Here is a 14,585-nt window from a genome sequence, read left to right as displayed (position 1 = left end):
GAGCACTCTCCGAGGAGACCACCATGACCGAGACCGTGCAGGAGACCGTCGCCCCCGTCGGCGACCCCCAGGACGGCCGCCCTGACCCTCCCGCCCGCCGCCGTAGGCTGTTGATGACGGCGGCAGCTGTCGGGGCCCTGGGTCTGGTCGCCATCGTGCTGGGCAGCGTCGTCCTCAACCCGGAGGGCCCCACCACGGAGCCCACCATGACTGCTACCCAGATCGTCCCGCTCGTGATCCTCGTCGTGATGTTCGTCGTGGCCACCAGGTGGCCGGTGAACATCGGGGTGATGGGCCTGGTCGCCTCCTTCGGGGTCGGGTACTTCATGCTCGGCATGGACGACAAGGAGATCCTGGCGGAGTTCCCCGCCGGCATCGTGCTGACGATCATCGGTGTGACCTACTTCTTCAGCATGGCCCAGCACAACGGCACCATCGATGTCATCGTCCGGAACTGTGTGCGTCTGGTCCGCGGCAAGACCATGCTGCTGCCCTGGATGTTCTTCCTGATCGCCGCCGCCCTCACCGCCCTGGGCACCTTCTCCCCGGCCGCGGTCGCCCTGCTGGCCCCGGCGGCCATCGGCTTCGCCTACGAATCCCGCCTCCACCCCGTGCTGATGGGCGCCTTCATCATCAACGGCGCCCACGCCGGCGGTTTCTCCCCGCTGTCGGTGGCCGGGGTGCTCGTGCACGACGTGGCCGCCGAGAACGGCTTCCCCGTCTCTCGAGGGGCCCTGTTCGCCGCCAGCTTCGCGATCAACATCATCCTCTCGGTGCTGACCCTCATCCTTTTCGCGGCCCTGGGCCGGCTGCGCGATGGTGAGGCCGGCCAGCACGCCGACGTCGACTCCGCCGGTTCCGCACGCCCGCGCAGCCAGCAGATCCTCACCCTGGGACTGATCGCCGGAATGCTGGTGTGCACCCTGGGCTTCCACCTGCCGATCGGCTTCGTGGCCCTCTCGGCCGGGCTGCTCCTGGCGCTGATCAACATCAAGGAACACCAGAGCTTCATCAACGGGATCTCCTGGTCCACGGTCCTGCTGGTCGCGGGCATGATCACCTACGTCTCCCTGCTCCAGCACGTCGGTGTCATCGACACCCTCGCCCACATGGCCCTGGCTCTGGGCGCCCCCCTGCTGGTCGCCATGGTCCTGTGCTACGTCATCGGCATCGGCTCGGCCTTCGCCTCCTCCACCGCCCTGCTGGCCGCGTTCATTCCCCTGGCCGGCCCCCTGCTGGCCACCAGCACCCTCAGCGTCTCCGGCACGGTGGCGGCCCTGGCCATCGCGGCCACCGTCGTGGACATCTCCCCGTTCTCCACCAACGGCGCCCTCGTCGTCGCCAACGCCCGCGAGAACGACCGGCAGCGCGTCTACCGTGAGCTGATGATCTACGCCGGCGGCGTCGTGCTCTTCGCCCCGGCCCTGGCCTGGGCCCTGCTGGTCCCCACCGGCATCATGTGATCGACCCCGCCCCGGCGGCCTGATCTGTGTACGCCAGCAACGGCTCGTCAGCGACAGCTGACGAGCCGTTGCCCGTGCCTATGAACTGATCAGCACGTCTCGCGGCTCCTCCGTATCCACCCACATGGCACCGGCCGCGCCACCGCCCGCACCAGGCCTCCGCAGACAGGTCGCGCTGTGTGTGTCGCAGGGGTTCCTGCGCCGCATCGTCGATGAGTGCAGGACCTGCCGGTCCTCGCCGAGCACCTGGGCAGCAGGGGTGTCAGGTTGCCGGTGCTCCACCTCGGTGGGGGAGACGTGGACACCGCCACCCCGACGGGCTCGGCGGTCCTCACCGTCATGGCCGCCCTGGCCGCCCTGGCCCAGAGGGAACTGGAGATCACACGCGTACGCATCACGAACTCGGTTGCCAGGCGCCAGGCCGCGGGCAGGGGGCTGGGCGGACGACCATCCGTTGTCGGGGAAGGATGCCACGGGTCCCAAGCGTGTCGAGTTCTTGCGCTGTCACGACATGCCGAGTGAAGGGGGGGAGCAGGCCTTGTTCAGGCAGGGCGTGGTGAGGTCGGCGGCAGCGCCGTAGCGGCAGTGATGCCGCACCGAAGAACTGCTCTCGGAACCACATCCTGGTCCCTGCGGCGAGACCCCTTCCGCTTTCAGCCTGCTCCGACCGCGGACGATTGCCGGAAGGTGGACAACGAATCGTCTATCAGCAGGCTTAACATGTCCGGGAAGGGGGATCAGCGGCGCAGAGCACGATCCGGGCAGGACGGCGCCGGCACTGTCCTCCCGTGCATACCAGCACGGCCATCCCCGATCAGCTGGCCCGGAACGGGCCCCTGGTGAAAGGTCATCATGATGAGATCCATCGCCGAACAGAACGCGCACGAACTCGGGGGGCGGCTGAGCGTGCTCACCCGGCAGAAACGGGACCATGTCAGGCTGCAGGACCTGCTGGAGGAACTCGAGGGCGCCACCGGTGCCGCCCAGGGGCGGGTGCTGCTGCGGATCTACCGGCTGGTGTTCCCCCACGCCTTCGCCGAGGAGGCCGTGCTGTGGCCGGTCATGCGAAAGGTCCTGCCCGACGGCCACGAGCTGACACTGGAGGTGGAGCGCGAGCACCAGGAGGTCAACGAGCTCGTCACCCGGCTCGAGGCCATGGACGGGGACGACGCCGGACGGGGGCCCCTGCTGGCCCGGCTGGCCGAGGTGCTGCGCGAGGACGTGCGCGATGAGGAGGACGTGCTGTTGCCGCGGCTGCAGGCCGCCCTGGACCAGGCCCGGCTGCGGGGCCTCGGGCTGGCCTGGGAGGTGGTGCGCCGCACCGCTCCGACCCGCGCCCACCCCGTGGTGGCGCGCCGACCGCCGGGCAACGCCGTGGCGGCCCTCCCGCTGTCGGTGCTCGACCGAGCCCGGGATCTCGTGGACACCGCAGTCCTGCGCGGCCCCGGACGGACCGCTCCCGGGCTGCGGGCGGTCAGCGCACGCCTGAGCGGCCTCGCCCACAGGGTCGAACACCTGTCGGTGATGCGCCGCGGTGAGGATCCCTCCACCCGCTCCACGGAGCCCTGACCCCTCCCGCGCAGCAGTCCGCTCATGACCACCATCGCGGGACACCACGTTGAGAAGCAGGAGGAGTCCTCCGGTGCGCCGGCGCGCACGGGAACACAGGGAACACGCCGCTTTACTCCAAGAACACCGGTGATTCCGCCGGTCACCACGGCCAGTGGCTCCCCGGGGAGCCGGCTGGGCGGCTGAGCGAGCGAGCCCGCCGGCTGCAGGATGATGCCGACCTCGAGGCGACCCCGACGACCATGGCCCACGCGGCCCGGCAGCGGATTCCCGGGGCGGCGGCCTCGGTCTCAGTGGCGCAGAAACACCGGACCACTTCCTCCCTCGCCCCCTCGTCCGGCCTGCCCCGGGACGTGGACGCCCTCCCTGGGCCACCGGGGAGGGCCCGTGCCTGGATGCGCCCTACCGGCAGCGGATCGCGCGGGCGCCGAATTCTCGGGTCGAGCCCGGTGGTCGGCCTTCGCCCCGGCCGCCGCCGCGGCCGGGAGGACATCCCTGCTGTGCTTCCAGCCGCGGGGGGGTGCCTCTATGGTTTTGGTCAAGCGGCCAGGGCCACCGTTGACGGCGTTTGGGGCCCGGTGGGGTCTTGGTAGAGGGTGCCGTTCCTGAGCATGGCGAAGAGCACGTCGGTCCGGCGGCGGGCCAGGGCGATGATCGCCTGGTTGTGGCGCTTGCCCTGGGCGCGTTTCCGGTCGTAGTAGGCCCTCGAGGGCGGATGGTGGAGCGAGGCGAAGGCCGAGAGGAACAGGGCTCTCTTGAGGCGTTTGTTCCCACCCCTGGGAGCGTGCTCGCCGCGGATCGAGGTCCCCGACCGTCTTGTGACCGGGGCGATCCCGGCGTAAGAGGCCAGGTGCCCGGCATCGGCGAAGTCTTTGCCCACGACCTCGGTGAGGATTCTCGCGGCGGTCCTGGCCCCCACTCCGGGCATCGAGGTCAGGACCGGGCAAAGAGGGTGGGCCTCCACGAGGGCCTCGACCTGGGTAGCCACCGTCGCCCGCTGGTGGATCAGGGCGCCCAGCTGCCCGGCCAGGATGGGCACCACGGTGGTCGCGGCCTCGGTGCCGGCCACCACCACGGTCTGCTGGGCCAGGGCCTCGAAGATCTCCTCGGTCAACGACTCGGCCAGGCGGGGGGCGTGCTTCTTCAGCCTCGCCCGCACGTGGCCCCTGCCGGCCGCGGCCAGCTTCGCCGGGGTGGGGTAGCGGGTGAGCAGATCCGCCACCGCCGGGTGGGTCACCCGCGGTCCCAGCACCCTTTCGAGGGCGGGGTGGATCTGGGTGAGCATCCCGCGCAACCGATTACTGGTCGCGGTGATCTGGGCGGCCAGGTCGTCGTCGAAACCGGCCAGCACCGCCAGCTCAGCAATCTGAGCCTCATCCACCCGGATGTTCCGCAGGGTGTGGGCCATGGTGCGGGCCGCCTCGGCGATGATGAACGCGTCCCGGGCGTCGGTCTTCGCACTCCCCGGGTGCAGGTCGGCGATGCGGCGCATCGCCAACCCGGGCAGATACGCCACCTCAACCTGCTCGGTGGCTTCGGCCACGGCCACCGGCAGGGCGCCGATGGTGGCTGGCTGGTCCACGACCATCAGCGCCGGCCCGTGGATTGCAACCAGCTCCTCGAGGATCGCGCGCAGCCGGGCCTCGTCGTTAGGCAGCGCCTTGTCATAGACCGTCTTCCCGGTGCTCGTCACGGCCACCGCGTGGTGGTCGGACTTGCCGACGTCCAGGCCGATGAACACGGCCGGGCGTTGCTCGCTCATGGTGTTGCCTCCTCAACGTGGGCCCACAGCGTCTACTGACCGGCCGGGTGGTGGTCACGCTCGGCATCCACGTTACGAAGGTCCTCGAAGGAGATCCCGCCTCTATCAGCGATCCGTGACCACCGGACCGGTTGCCGGTGACAACACCCCCCGGATCATGGGCGACTGGGGGCAACGATCATGCCGGCAACCGACCGGTCAGCACCTCTCATCCTGACGGACTGAAGAGCCATGAAAAAGGTAACGGGGGGCGACGTCCTCGGGGCGCTGGATGTCTACGGGGCCGACCACGACGCTCTCGAGGAGGACTTCGAGGAGATCGGGGCCCTGGTGGCGCATGCGGCCGTAGCCTTCGCCGAGGCGAAGCAGATCCGCGGGGCGCAGGAGACGGTGGCCACCCGGAATGGTCCGATCGGGCCGGCCAAGGGCCACCTGGTGGAACGGTTCAAGCCCTGATCAGCCATCGGCAGCCCAGCACGTCATGACATGAGTTCTCATGCGCTGCCGCGCTGGGTCTGGCGGGCTGCCAGCAGCCCACCGGTCAGGAAGATCAGGGTCGCCGCCAGGATCACCAGCAGGGGAGCGGACCATCCTCCGGTGACGGAGTTCAGGCCCCCGACCAGGGGAGGACCGATCGTGGCGGCGATGTAGCCCGTGCCCTGGATCCGGGCCGAGGTGGTGGCGGCCTCGGCATCGCTGCGCACGATGCGGGCGACGATGGAGAAGATCGCGACGAAGCCCCCGCCCTGGGCGATGCCGCCGACGATCGACCACCCGATGTATCCCCCGGGGGCGATGAGCAGGCCGATGGGCAGGGCGACCCACAGGACCCCGATGACGGCCACGGGCGTCCAGGCCGGGGTGCGGGCGGCCAGCACGGGCACCCCCAGGGCCCCGGCGATGGCGGCGACCTGGAACAGCGAGGCACTCACGCCAGAGGCTGCCAGGCTCAGCCCGCGGGTGTCGGCCAGCAGGGTGGGTAGCCAGGTGGTGACGGAGTAGTAGGAGAAGGCCTGGCCGCTGAAGGCGAAGGTCAGCAGCCAGCCGATGCGCTTGATCTGCGCGGTGCCCCGGGCCTGCCTCAGCGCCCCGGTGGTCGTGCTGGGCTCGGTGGGGGTGGATGCGGCGGCCGGCGGTGTGCCGGCCCGGCGGCGGGCCACGACCAGCCAGAAGACCAGGGCCCCCAGGGTCAGGACGCCCCAGGTGACCAGGGCCCAGCGCCATCCGATGTGGGCGGCCAGCGGGGCGGTGCCCAGGGCGGTGATCATCGATCCGACGTTGAGGGCAGCGGTGTAGACGCCAGTTGCCATGGGCACCCGGCGCCAGGACACGTCACGGCGGATGATCACCGGCACGACGATGTTGCCGATGGTGATCGCAGCGCCGATGACCACGGTGCCGGCCAGGACCACCGGGGCGGGGCCGGCCGAGCGGATCACGGTGCCGGCCAGCACACCGCCCAGGCAGGCCAGGACTGCGGCCTCCGGGCCGGCGCGGCTGATCAGCCGCGCCGCCAGGGGCGTGACCAGCGCGAAGAGCAGCACCGGCAGGCCGGTGAGCAGGCCCGCCGCGGCCGCGGAGAGCCCCAGGTCGGACCGGATGTCGGTGATGACCGGGGTGGGGGCGATGATCGGGGCGCGCAGGCTCAGCGCGACGAGGACGATCCCGACGAGGACCCAGGGCAAAGCCTGGCGCGGGACGGGGCGGGGATGCACCTCAGCCCTGCTGGACGTGGAGGAGGTCCAGGAAGTGGGTGCGCATCCGGGTCCGGTCCGGGGTGATCCCGGTGATCAGGCCGAAGGCGTCGGCGGCCTGGCCCACGGCCATGTGCCCGCCGTCGAGGACCCGGCACCCGGCGGCGCGGGCGGCGACGACGAGCTCGGTGTCCACGGGCAGGTAGATGACGTCGGCCACCCACTGGTGCCCGTCGAGCAGGCCGGTGTCGAAGGGGGTGCCGGGGTGGTGGTGCATGCCCACCGGGGTGGCGTTGACCACCCCGTCGGCGGAGCGGATCAGCGCGGGCAGGGTGTCGGCGGTGGCGGCGGTGACCTGCCGGTCGGGGTGCAGCGCGGCCAGGGCCGCCGCGCGCTCGGCGGCGCGGGCGGGGTCGAGGTCGAACAGGTGCAGGGTGCTTACTCCTGAGGAGAGCAGGGCGGAGGCCACCGCGGAGCCGGCTCCGCCGGTGCCGATCTGGACCACGTGCTCCCGGGGGACTTCGGGCAGCTGCGTGGCGAGTCCGGCGGCGAAGCCGGAGTGGTCGGTGTTGTGGCCGAGGAACCGTCCGTCGCGGATGAGCACGGTGTTCACCGCGCCCAGGGCGGCCGCTGCGGGGGCGATCTCGTCCAGGTGGGCCAGGACCAGCTGCTTGCAGGGGTGGGTGATGTTGAAGGCGTTGAAGCCCAGGTCCCGCCCGGCGCGCAGCAGCTCGCCCACCTCGGTGGCGGGGCGGCCGATGACCTCCAGGTCCACGGGCCGGTAGAGGTAGTGCAGGCCGTGGTGGGCTGCTTCTGCTTCGTGCATGGCCGGGGTGAGGCTGGCGGTGATGCCCTCACCGATCAGGCCGACCAGGTAGGACTCGGAAACGGTGCTCATGGGAACTCCTCGGATAAGGCGGCCAAGACAGGCCCTGGGGTGTGCGGTGGGGACGCAGGACGACGGAGCCGGTACGGTTCCGTTCACGGGCGCTGGGGCAGCTTCAGGCCCAGCTCGGCGGTGGCTTCCTGCAGGTGGGGCAGGTGCTGGCACAGGTCTTCCAAGGTTGCCCGGAACATCGGGGCGGCCAGGGTGACCGCGGCGATCAGCCGACCCGAGGAGGACAGGACCGGGGCGGCGATGGCGGCCATGCCGATGTCGTTCTCCTCCGACTGGGCCGCCCATCCCTGGGTCCGGATCTGCTCGACCTGGCGGGCCAGCTCGTCGCGGTCGGTGATGGAGTGCTCGGTGCGCGGGGTCAAGTCGACGGTCTCGAGCAGGTGCTCGCGGGTGGTGCGATCGGCGAAGGCCAGCAGCACCTTGCCGGAGGCGGTGGTGTGCAGGGGGCTGCGGTCGCCGGGGTCGCTGGTGGTGCGGAACTGCGGTCCGTCGACCTTGTGCACCGTGAGGCTCTGGTCCCCGTCGAGCACGTGCAGCACGGAGCTCTCCCCGGTGACCTCGGTCAGGTGCTGCAGGATCGGCACGGCCGAGCCCTCGAAGCCGCGGTGGTGGGCGACCTTCTGGCCCAGCTGGTAGATCCGCAGGCCCAGCTGGTAGCGCTTGTCGGTCGGGTCGTAGGTGGCGAAGCCGGTGTCGACCAAGGTATTCAGCAGGCGGTAGGCGGTGCTGAAGGGATAGCCGGTCGCCTCGGCGATCTGCCCGGTCGTCGCCCCGCCGGGGTAGTCCCCCAGCAGGGTCAGGACCCCCAGGGCCTTGCCCGCCGTGCCGGATCTGTCCGTGGCCATGACGCTCCCATGTTGACGTGTGCTGTGATCTGCCTCATGCTTATCTTCCAACATACAGCATACATTGCCAATAGTTGGAATGAGGTCGGCGGAACACTTCCCGCCATACCGGTGGGATGGGGAGACGTCCCACGACTCACCCACCGAACAGGCCCCCGCCGCCGCGCGGGATGACGACCGACGGAGGGGGCGCAGGCGCCCGCCTTCCCTGATCCAGTAGGAGCGACGACCATGTCACCTCAAACATCGGCAGGTTCTGCCCCCGAGGCCGTGTCCCCGGCCCGGGCCCAGTACCAGCTCAAGCGGGCGAAGAAGGCCTCCCTGGCCGCCTTCCTGGGCGGTGCGCTGGAGTACTACGACTTCTTCATCTACGCCACCGCGGCCTCGCTGATCTTCAGCCAGATCTTCTTCCCCGCCGGGGATCCCACGGTCGCCCTGATCCAGTCCTTCGCCGTCTTCGGCGTCGGCTACGTCTTCCGCCCGCTGGGGGCGTTCGTGTTCGGCCACCTGGGCGACAAGATCGGGCGCAAGAACACCCTGGTGATAACGCTGGTGCTGATGGGTGGGGCGACCTTCCTCATCGGCGTGCTCCCGGACTTCGCCACCGCCGGGTACTGGGCTCCGGGGCTGCTGGTGTTCCTGCGCATCCTGCAGGGCATGTCCGCCGGTGGTGAGACCGCCGGTGCCTCGGCCCTGACCATGGAGGAGTCCCCGGTCGGGCGCCGGGGGTTCTTCCCCAGCTTCGCCATGAGCGGGATCTCCGCCGGCATCGTGCTGGCCTCCCTGGCCTTCCTGCCGGTGGCGGCCATGTCGGAGGAGGCCCGCCTGTCCTGGGGCTGGCGGATCCCGTTCTGGCTCTCGCTGGTCGTGCTGGTGGTGGCCTACCTGGTGCGCCGGTCCCTGGAGGAGCCGGAGGTCTTCGAGGAGAAGGCCGAGCACCACGACCTGGTCAAGCTGCCCTTCGCCGAGATGTTCCGCACCCACCCGGCCCAGTTCTTCCAGGTCACCCTGATGTCCTTCCAGACCGTGACCAACACCTTCATGCAGTCGTTCGGGCTGGCCTACGCCACCAAGATCGTGGGCATCCCGACCTCCACCATGCTGTGGGTGAGCATCCTCGGCAACGTCCTGGCGATCTTCTCCCAGCCGCTGTTCGCCGCCCTGTCCGACCGGTTCGGGCGCAAACCGATGTTCATCGGCGGGGTCACCGGCTCGGCCGTGCTGATCTTCGTCTACTTCAACGTGCTCTCCACCGGCAACATCCCGATGATCTTCCTGGCCAGCACGCTGATCACCGCCGGCACCTACGCGATGTCCAACTCGATCTACCCGGGCTGGTTCCCTGAGCTGTTCAACGTCCGGGTCCGCTACTCCGGGATGGCCATCGGCCTGCAGATCGGCATCCTCTGCGCCGGCTTCACCCCCACCCTGGGCACCGCCCTGGTCGGCGGGGACCCCGCCAACTGGGGCCCGGCCGCCTGGATCGTGGCCGGCTCCTCGGTCATCGCCACCATCGGCGCCCTGTGGGCCAAGGAGACCTACCGCACCCCCTTGGAGCAGCTGGGCAAACCGGTCCACCACCCCGAAGCCCACGGCGCCGTCAGCCGCTGAACCGTCCACCCTCCCGGGGGGAAAACCCTGCTCCGAGGCACCGCGTCAGAGCGGTGGGCCCCGGAAGATCCCCGATCTTCCGGGGCCCACCGTCATGGCAACCACCCACAGCCGAGAAGGAGCAGGACCGTGACGGCTGCTGCCTGCGCGCCCAGCAGCGCCGGTGCGGACGGCCGGGTCCGCACCCATCCCGAAGGGTGACCGATGAGCCCCACCTGCGCACCGCCGTCGTCGGCGCCGGACTGATCGGCCGCCAGCACGCCCATCGGGTGGTGAACCAGCCCGCCGCCGCGGTGAGCCTGAACCGATGCCCTGCGGTCGTGCGGTCTCAGCCTGCCGCACCAGTCCGGGTATCGGCCCTGCCCGGCCCCCGGATCGTCCACGGCCAGGTGATGAGCGCCCACGCCGCGGTGATGATGAGCAACTCCACCAGCAGGTACCACGGCCAGGGACCGAACAGGTCGAGGAGCGAGGGGTGAGCCGGCTTCCCGTTGAGGAAGCCGTAATTGGTCCCCAGCCAGCTGTTGAGCCCGAGAGTCGCCGTCGCCCACGTGACAGTGACGACCATGGTCAGGCGGTAGCTGCGCCAGTCGACGCGGCCACCGCGTCCCCACATCAGGTACAGGGTTGCCCAGAGCACCAGGATGTGCTGGACCCAGAGGTCGATGAAGTCGATGTGGGGGAAGTCCGGCGAGTCGAGGGCCGGGGTGAGAACAGCCTGCGGATTGAGAGTCAGTCCCCAGTAGTAGGTGAGCGCCATCGCCCAGTGGACCCGCGTCCACAGGGCGATGACAGCGACCATCCATGCGAGGTCCGAGAGGTGGACCGGCAGAGAGATGTGGACGTCGAAATTGCCCGGCAAGCACCGGTAGACGAGCATCGTCACCGTGTACGCGGTCAGCACCGAGGCGAAGGCCCGGGAGAAGACCACCTCGGCTTCGGTGTCCCGTAGACGGCGGCCCAGCATCACCACGATCACGGCACCGAGGACGCAGACGCCCAGAGCAGCCCAGTGCGTGGGGCCGTAGGGTACGAAGACCTCCTCGTCGGGCATCGCCGTCCCCCCTCCACCTGCCGGGATTATAGATTCCCGAGGCCGAGCGCCAGGGCGGGAGAAGACGCACCCAGGAACAAGAATGGAGAGGGACGCCTCCCGGGCCGGTGCAGAGGCCGCGAGCCAGTTCGCGGTGCTGGAGCCACGCCAGGACCAGGACCACCACGAACAGGCCGATGGTGATCGGCGCGGAGGGAAGGCGCAGTGCGATCGGCAGGTCGAACTGGCTGGAGAGCGCCGCCCGCAGCGCCAGCAGCGGGACCCCGCCGGCCAGGGGGACGCCGGCCGCCCAGAGGTGGCGCACCAGGGGGCGGATGATCCTGGGCAGGCACAGGAGCACCAGCAGGAACAGGCTCAGGAGCCCCACCGGGACGACGTTGTAAACCAGGTCCTCGCCCCGGACCCAGTCGGTGACCGCCGTGGTGCCCACCAGCATGGCCATCACCTGGGCGGCGGAGAGTGCGGTGATCCTCCGGGCCCCGGAGACCGGCTCCGTGGTGCCGTCCTGGGCGATCTGGGTGGCGTAGGCGAGTGGGTCGCCGAAGGCCTCGGCCGGCGTGCTCCCGGTGGCCGCGCAGCGGGTCTCCACCTCGCCGGGGCGGTCTCCGATCACCGGCCCGGGAACCTCGAGCAGGCGCAGTTCCACCACGAAGCCGTCGCACCACTTCCGGTGGGCCTGCACGAACGGGCGCTGCCGGACCTCAGGGGACAGTACCTGGGTGTGGGGGTGGTGTTCATGGTGTCCTCCTCGAGGAGCACGGGGGCGGGGGGCTGCGGCGCGTTGCCGGTGATGCCGGTGGACGGATAGTCGGTGACCGTGGCCGAGAACGTCCGCCACTGGGCGATGCCCTGCTCCAGCCCGGTGCGGCCGGCCTCGGTGAGGGCGAAGTACTTCCGGCCCGGCCCGCCTTCACCGGCCCTCCACTCGGTGCTGACCAGGCTGTTCTTCTCGAGTCGGGCCGGCAGGGGATAGAGCGTGCCGCCCTTGACGTCCCCCGATTCCTGCCTGGGCCAGCTCGGCGGCGATCGTGTACCCGTAGGTCGGCCCCCCGGTCTGAGCTGACACGTGGCATGTGGTCCTCGGGGGTGTGGCTCCGCAGATCGCTGCCGGGTCCCGGACCGCAGGGGTCGTCTCCCGGAGCAAGGGCGATGAGTCGTTCTGGTCGCGGGACCCGATGCGTGCGCTTCCCGAGGATGCTTCTGCGGGCTCCCGTCGGAGCGGTGCGATGAGAAGAGCTGTGAGGTGCGCCTCCGAGGAGAGCGCCGGCAGCGGATCCCGGTCGACCTGTCCGGGTCCTCGGAGTTCCACGTTGACCGGTGGTGGACCGGACAGGGATCGTGGTCCGGGCGCACGCCACCGGATGGAGCTGGCTCGGTCCCGGAACCACGGGGGGTCAGGGGCGGGTGAGGTCGGCGTCCTGGTAGCGGACGGTGCGGCTGCCGGTGAGGAGGCGGTGGCCGGCCCACAGGGCCAGGAACAGGGGCAGGCCGAGGTAGGCCGACAGGGCCGCGAGCAGGTCGAGGTCGCCGGTGAGGGCCTGGTAGTTCTGCCCGAGGATGACCACCGCGCACAGGGCCAGGGCCAGCAGCGGCCCCAGGGGGAAGAGCCGGGCGCGGAAGGGCAGGTCGGCGAGGTCGTGGCCCTGGATGGTGTAGGCCCGGCGGAAGCGGTAGTGGCTCCAGGCGATGCCCGTCCACACGATGAACCCGGCCAGCCCGGAGGCGCTGACCAGCCAGACGTAGGCGGCGCCGTCGCCGATGAAGGTGGTGAGGAAGCAGGCGGCCCCGACCGCGGTGGTGGCCACCAGCGCGGTCATCGGCACGCCGCGGCGGTCCAGGCGGGCGAGGGCGCGCGGGGCCGGCGGCGGCAGGAACCCGCCTCCGCGGGCTCACCGTCGTGGACCGGGCGCCTCCCGCTTCCCCCCCCGGGGGGTCAGCCGACCGGGACGAGCTCGGCACGAAGGGCGCCCAGGAAGGCGTCGACGTCCTCCTCCGTGGTGTCGAAGCTGCACACCCAGCGGACCTCGCCCTTCGCGGCGTCCCAGTCGTAGAACCGGAACCGCCGGCGCAGGCGGTCCGCGGTGCCGCCGGGCAAGGTGGCGAAGACGGCGTTCACCTGGGTCTCCTGCGTGAAGGTCACGCCTCGCAACGACCCGTCGGCCATGCCCGCCTCGATGCCGTCGCGAAGACGCCGGGCCATCGCGTTCGCACGGCCCGCGTTGCGCAGGTACAGGTCGCCGTCCAGCAGCGCCAGCAGCTGGGCCGAGACGAACCGCATCTTCGACGCCAGCTGCATCTGGTTCTTCCGCAGGTAGACCAGCCCCTGGGATGCGGCCTCGTTGAGGACCACCACGGCCTCGGCGCCGAGAGCCCCGTTCTTGGTGCCGCCCAGGGCGAGCACGTCGATGCCGACGTCGGTGGTGAAGGCGCGCAGGGGCAGCCCCAGGGCGGCCGCCGCGTTCGAGAGCCGGGCCCCGTCCATGTAGACGGACATGTTGTGCGCGTGCGCGTAGCCCGTGATGGCGCGGAGCTCCTCCGGTGTGTACAGGGTGCCGAGCTCGGTGGGCTGGGTGATGTGGACGACGAGCGGCTGGGCACGGTGCTCGTCCCCCCAGCCCCAGGCCTCTGCCGCCATCAGCTCGGGGGTGAGCTTGCCGTCGTCCGTCGGGACGGTGAGGAGCTTGATGCCGGCGGACTTCTCTGGCGCACCGCCCTCATCGACGTGGATGTGCGCGGTGTCCGCGCAGATCACCGCGCCCCAGCGGGGGAGCATGGACTGCAGCCCGACGACGTTGGCGCCCGTGCCGTTGAACATCGGCCACACCGAAGCGCCTTCGCCGAAGTGCCGCACGATCACGTCCTGCAGCCGTGCTGTGTACTCGTCCTCGCCGTAGGCGACCTGATGGCCGCCGTTGGCCTCGGCGAGCGCTTCCAGCACCTCCGGGTGCACCCCGGAGTAGTTGTCGGAGGCGAATCCTCGCAGCTGCACGTCATGAGCTCTTTTCATTCGGGTCCTCGCTTCTTCTCCTGGATGTCGACGGTCGAGCCGTTCAGCTCCGCCGCCTCGGCGCCCCACAGCCCGGCGTAGGCGGCGGCGAGACGGTCCTCCAGGCCGGCCAGGGCCCGCACCCGGAAGATCACGGCTGCAGCGCGCAGCGGTTCGCCGGCCTCGCGGGCGGCCTTCGCGTATCCCTGCGCCACCGCCCGGGTCCAGGCCTCGCTCGCGGCCTTCACGGCGGCGTAGTTGGCGCCTCCCGCCAGCGGGCGGTCCACTGCGGTCGAGGACACGATCGCCAGCCGTCCCGCGGGCGAGGTCCGCAGGTCGTCGTCGAAGGCGCGGCTCACGTGCCGCAGCGCGGTGAAGGAGGTCTCCAGCGCGCGGTAGTCCTCCTCCGTCTGCCCGGCGATCCCACCCCCGCCGCGCCAGCCGCCGACGAGGTGGAGGAGCCCGTCGATCGACGAGCCACGGTCGTGCAGCCTGCGGGCGAGGGCGAGCACGGCCCGCTCGTCCGCCAGGTCCACCGTTTCCGTGAGCGCCCCCAGTGCGGCGAGGGGAGCGAGCTTCTCCGCGCTGCGCCCCGTGGCGACGACGCGGGCCCCGGCGGAGGTCAGGGCCCGCGCCGCCGCCAGGCCGGACGCGCTGGTGGCGCCCGCGATCAGCACGGTGCGTCCGGTCGGATCGGTCATCG

Annotated in this window: 14 protein-coding genes; 5 read left to right on the top strand and 9 right to left on the bottom strand. The window is 70.8% G+C overall.

The annotated features are described in order from the left end of the window. Nucleotides 1–113: 113 nt before the first annotated feature. From ACYSMR_RS02320 to ACYSMR_RS02310, 3 genes are all read left to right on the top strand, one after another. Nucleotides 114–1,463, top strand: coding sequence for an SLC13 family permease (locus tag ACYSMR_RS02320; RefSeq protein ID WP_461747999.1), 1,350 nt, complete (start codon nucleotides 114–116; stop codon nucleotides 1,461–1,463). Between the two features lie 216 nt (nucleotides 1,464–1,679). Beyond that, the gene (locus ACYSMR_RS02315; RefSeq protein WP_461747251.1) at nucleotides 1,680–1,985 is read left to right on the top strand and encodes a recombinase family protein; all 306 of its coding nucleotides are present in this window, start codon (nucleotides 1,680–1,682) and stop codon (nucleotides 1,983–1,985) included. 330 nt (nucleotides 1,986–2,315) lie between these two features. Further along, complete coding sequence (locus ACYSMR_RS02310; protein WP_251334174.1) at nucleotides 2,316–3,032, top strand: hemerythrin domain-containing protein; 717 nt, start codon at nucleotides 2,316–2,318, stop codon at nucleotides 3,030–3,032. Nucleotides 3,033–3,570: 538 nt separating this feature from the next. Here ACYSMR_RS02310 and ACYSMR_RS02305 read toward each other — a convergent pair. Beyond that, complete coding sequence (locus ACYSMR_RS02305) at nucleotides 3,571–4,794, bottom strand: IS110 family RNA-guided transposase (protein WP_461746870.1); 1,224 nt, start codon at nucleotides 4,792–4,794, stop codon at nucleotides 3,571–3,573. Nucleotides 4,795–5,025: 231 nt separating this feature from the next. On the opposite strand from ACYSMR_RS02305, the gene ACYSMR_RS02300 reads away from it, so the two are divergent. Beyond that, entirely contained in the window at nucleotides 5,026–5,250 is a 225-nt protein-coding gene (locus ACYSMR_RS02300; protein WP_461747250.1) for a hypothetical protein, read from the top strand. Nucleotides 5,251–5,288: 38 nt separating this feature from the next. On the opposite strand, the gene ACYSMR_RS02295 is transcribed toward ACYSMR_RS02300, so the two are convergent. From ACYSMR_RS02295 to ACYSMR_RS02285, 3 genes are all read right to left on the bottom strand, one after another. Then, nucleotides 5,289–6,509, bottom strand: a complete 1,221-nt coding sequence (locus ACYSMR_RS02295; RefSeq protein WP_461747249.1) for an MFS transporter — start codon at nucleotides 6,507–6,509, stop codon at nucleotides 5,289–5,291. Between the two features lies 1 nt (nucleotide 6,510). Further along, complete coding sequence (locus ACYSMR_RS02290) at nucleotides 6,511–7,386, bottom strand: shikimate dehydrogenase (RefSeq protein ID WP_461747248.1); 876 nt, start codon at nucleotides 7,384–7,386, stop codon at nucleotides 6,511–6,513. Nucleotides 7,387–7,469: 83 nt separating this feature from the next. Continuing rightward, the gene (locus ACYSMR_RS02285; protein ID WP_461747247.1) at nucleotides 7,470–8,231 is read right to left on the bottom strand and encodes an IclR family transcriptional regulator; all 762 of its coding nucleotides are present in this window, start codon (nucleotides 8,229–8,231) and stop codon (nucleotides 7,470–7,472) included. Between the two features lie 270 nt (nucleotides 8,232–8,501). On the opposite strand from ACYSMR_RS02285, the gene ACYSMR_RS02280 reads away from it, so the two are divergent. Beyond that, nucleotides 8,502–9,842 (top strand): MFS transporter, encoded by a 1,341-nt coding sequence (locus tag ACYSMR_RS02280; RefSeq protein ID WP_461747246.1) that lies wholly within the window; start codon nucleotides 8,502–8,504, stop codon nucleotides 9,840–9,842. A 328-nt stretch (nucleotides 9,843–10,170) separates the two neighbouring features. Here ACYSMR_RS02280 and ACYSMR_RS02275 read toward each other — a convergent pair whose 3' ends face one another. From ACYSMR_RS02275 to ACYSMR_RS02255, 5 genes are all read right to left on the bottom strand, one after another. Further along, nucleotides 10,171–10,896: a YwaF family protein gene (locus tag ACYSMR_RS02275; protein ID WP_461747245.1), complete on the bottom strand. Its 726-nt coding sequence runs from the start codon at nucleotides 10,894–10,896 to the stop codon at nucleotides 10,171–10,173. 609 nt (nucleotides 10,897–11,505) lie between these two features. Beyond that, on the bottom strand, nucleotides 11,506–12,249 hold the full coding sequence (locus ACYSMR_RS02270) for a PadR family transcriptional regulator (protein WP_461747244.1): 744 nt from the start codon (nucleotides 12,247–12,249) through the stop codon (nucleotides 11,506–11,508). A 41-nt stretch (nucleotides 12,250–12,290) separates the two neighbouring features. Further along, a complete protein-coding gene (locus ACYSMR_RS02265; protein ID WP_251334201.1) occupies nucleotides 12,291–12,713 on the bottom strand; it encodes an APC family permease in 423 nt (140 codons plus the stop codon). Between the two features lie 116 nt (nucleotides 12,714–12,829). Beyond that, nucleotides 12,830–13,903 carry a threonine aldolase family protein gene (locus ACYSMR_RS02260; protein ID WP_251334167.1) on the bottom strand — a complete coding sequence of 358 codons (1,074 nt, stop codon included), beginning with the start codon at nucleotides 13,901–13,903 and terminating at the stop codon, nucleotides 12,830–12,832. Continuing rightward, nucleotides 13,900–14,583, bottom strand: a complete 684-nt coding sequence (locus tag ACYSMR_RS02255; protein WP_251334166.1) for an SDR family NAD(P)-dependent oxidoreductase — start codon at nucleotides 14,581–14,583, stop codon at nucleotides 13,900–13,902. Before ACYSMR_RS02255 ends, ACYSMR_RS02260 begins: the two co-directional genes overlap by 4 nt. Nucleotides 14,584–14,585: the final 2 nt, after the last annotated feature.

The sequence above is a fragment of the Kocuria sp. U4B genome (assembly GCF_054875615.1).
The sequence above is the reverse complement of the archived record's forward strand: the minus strand, read 5'-3'. Positions and strand labels throughout refer to the sequence as shown.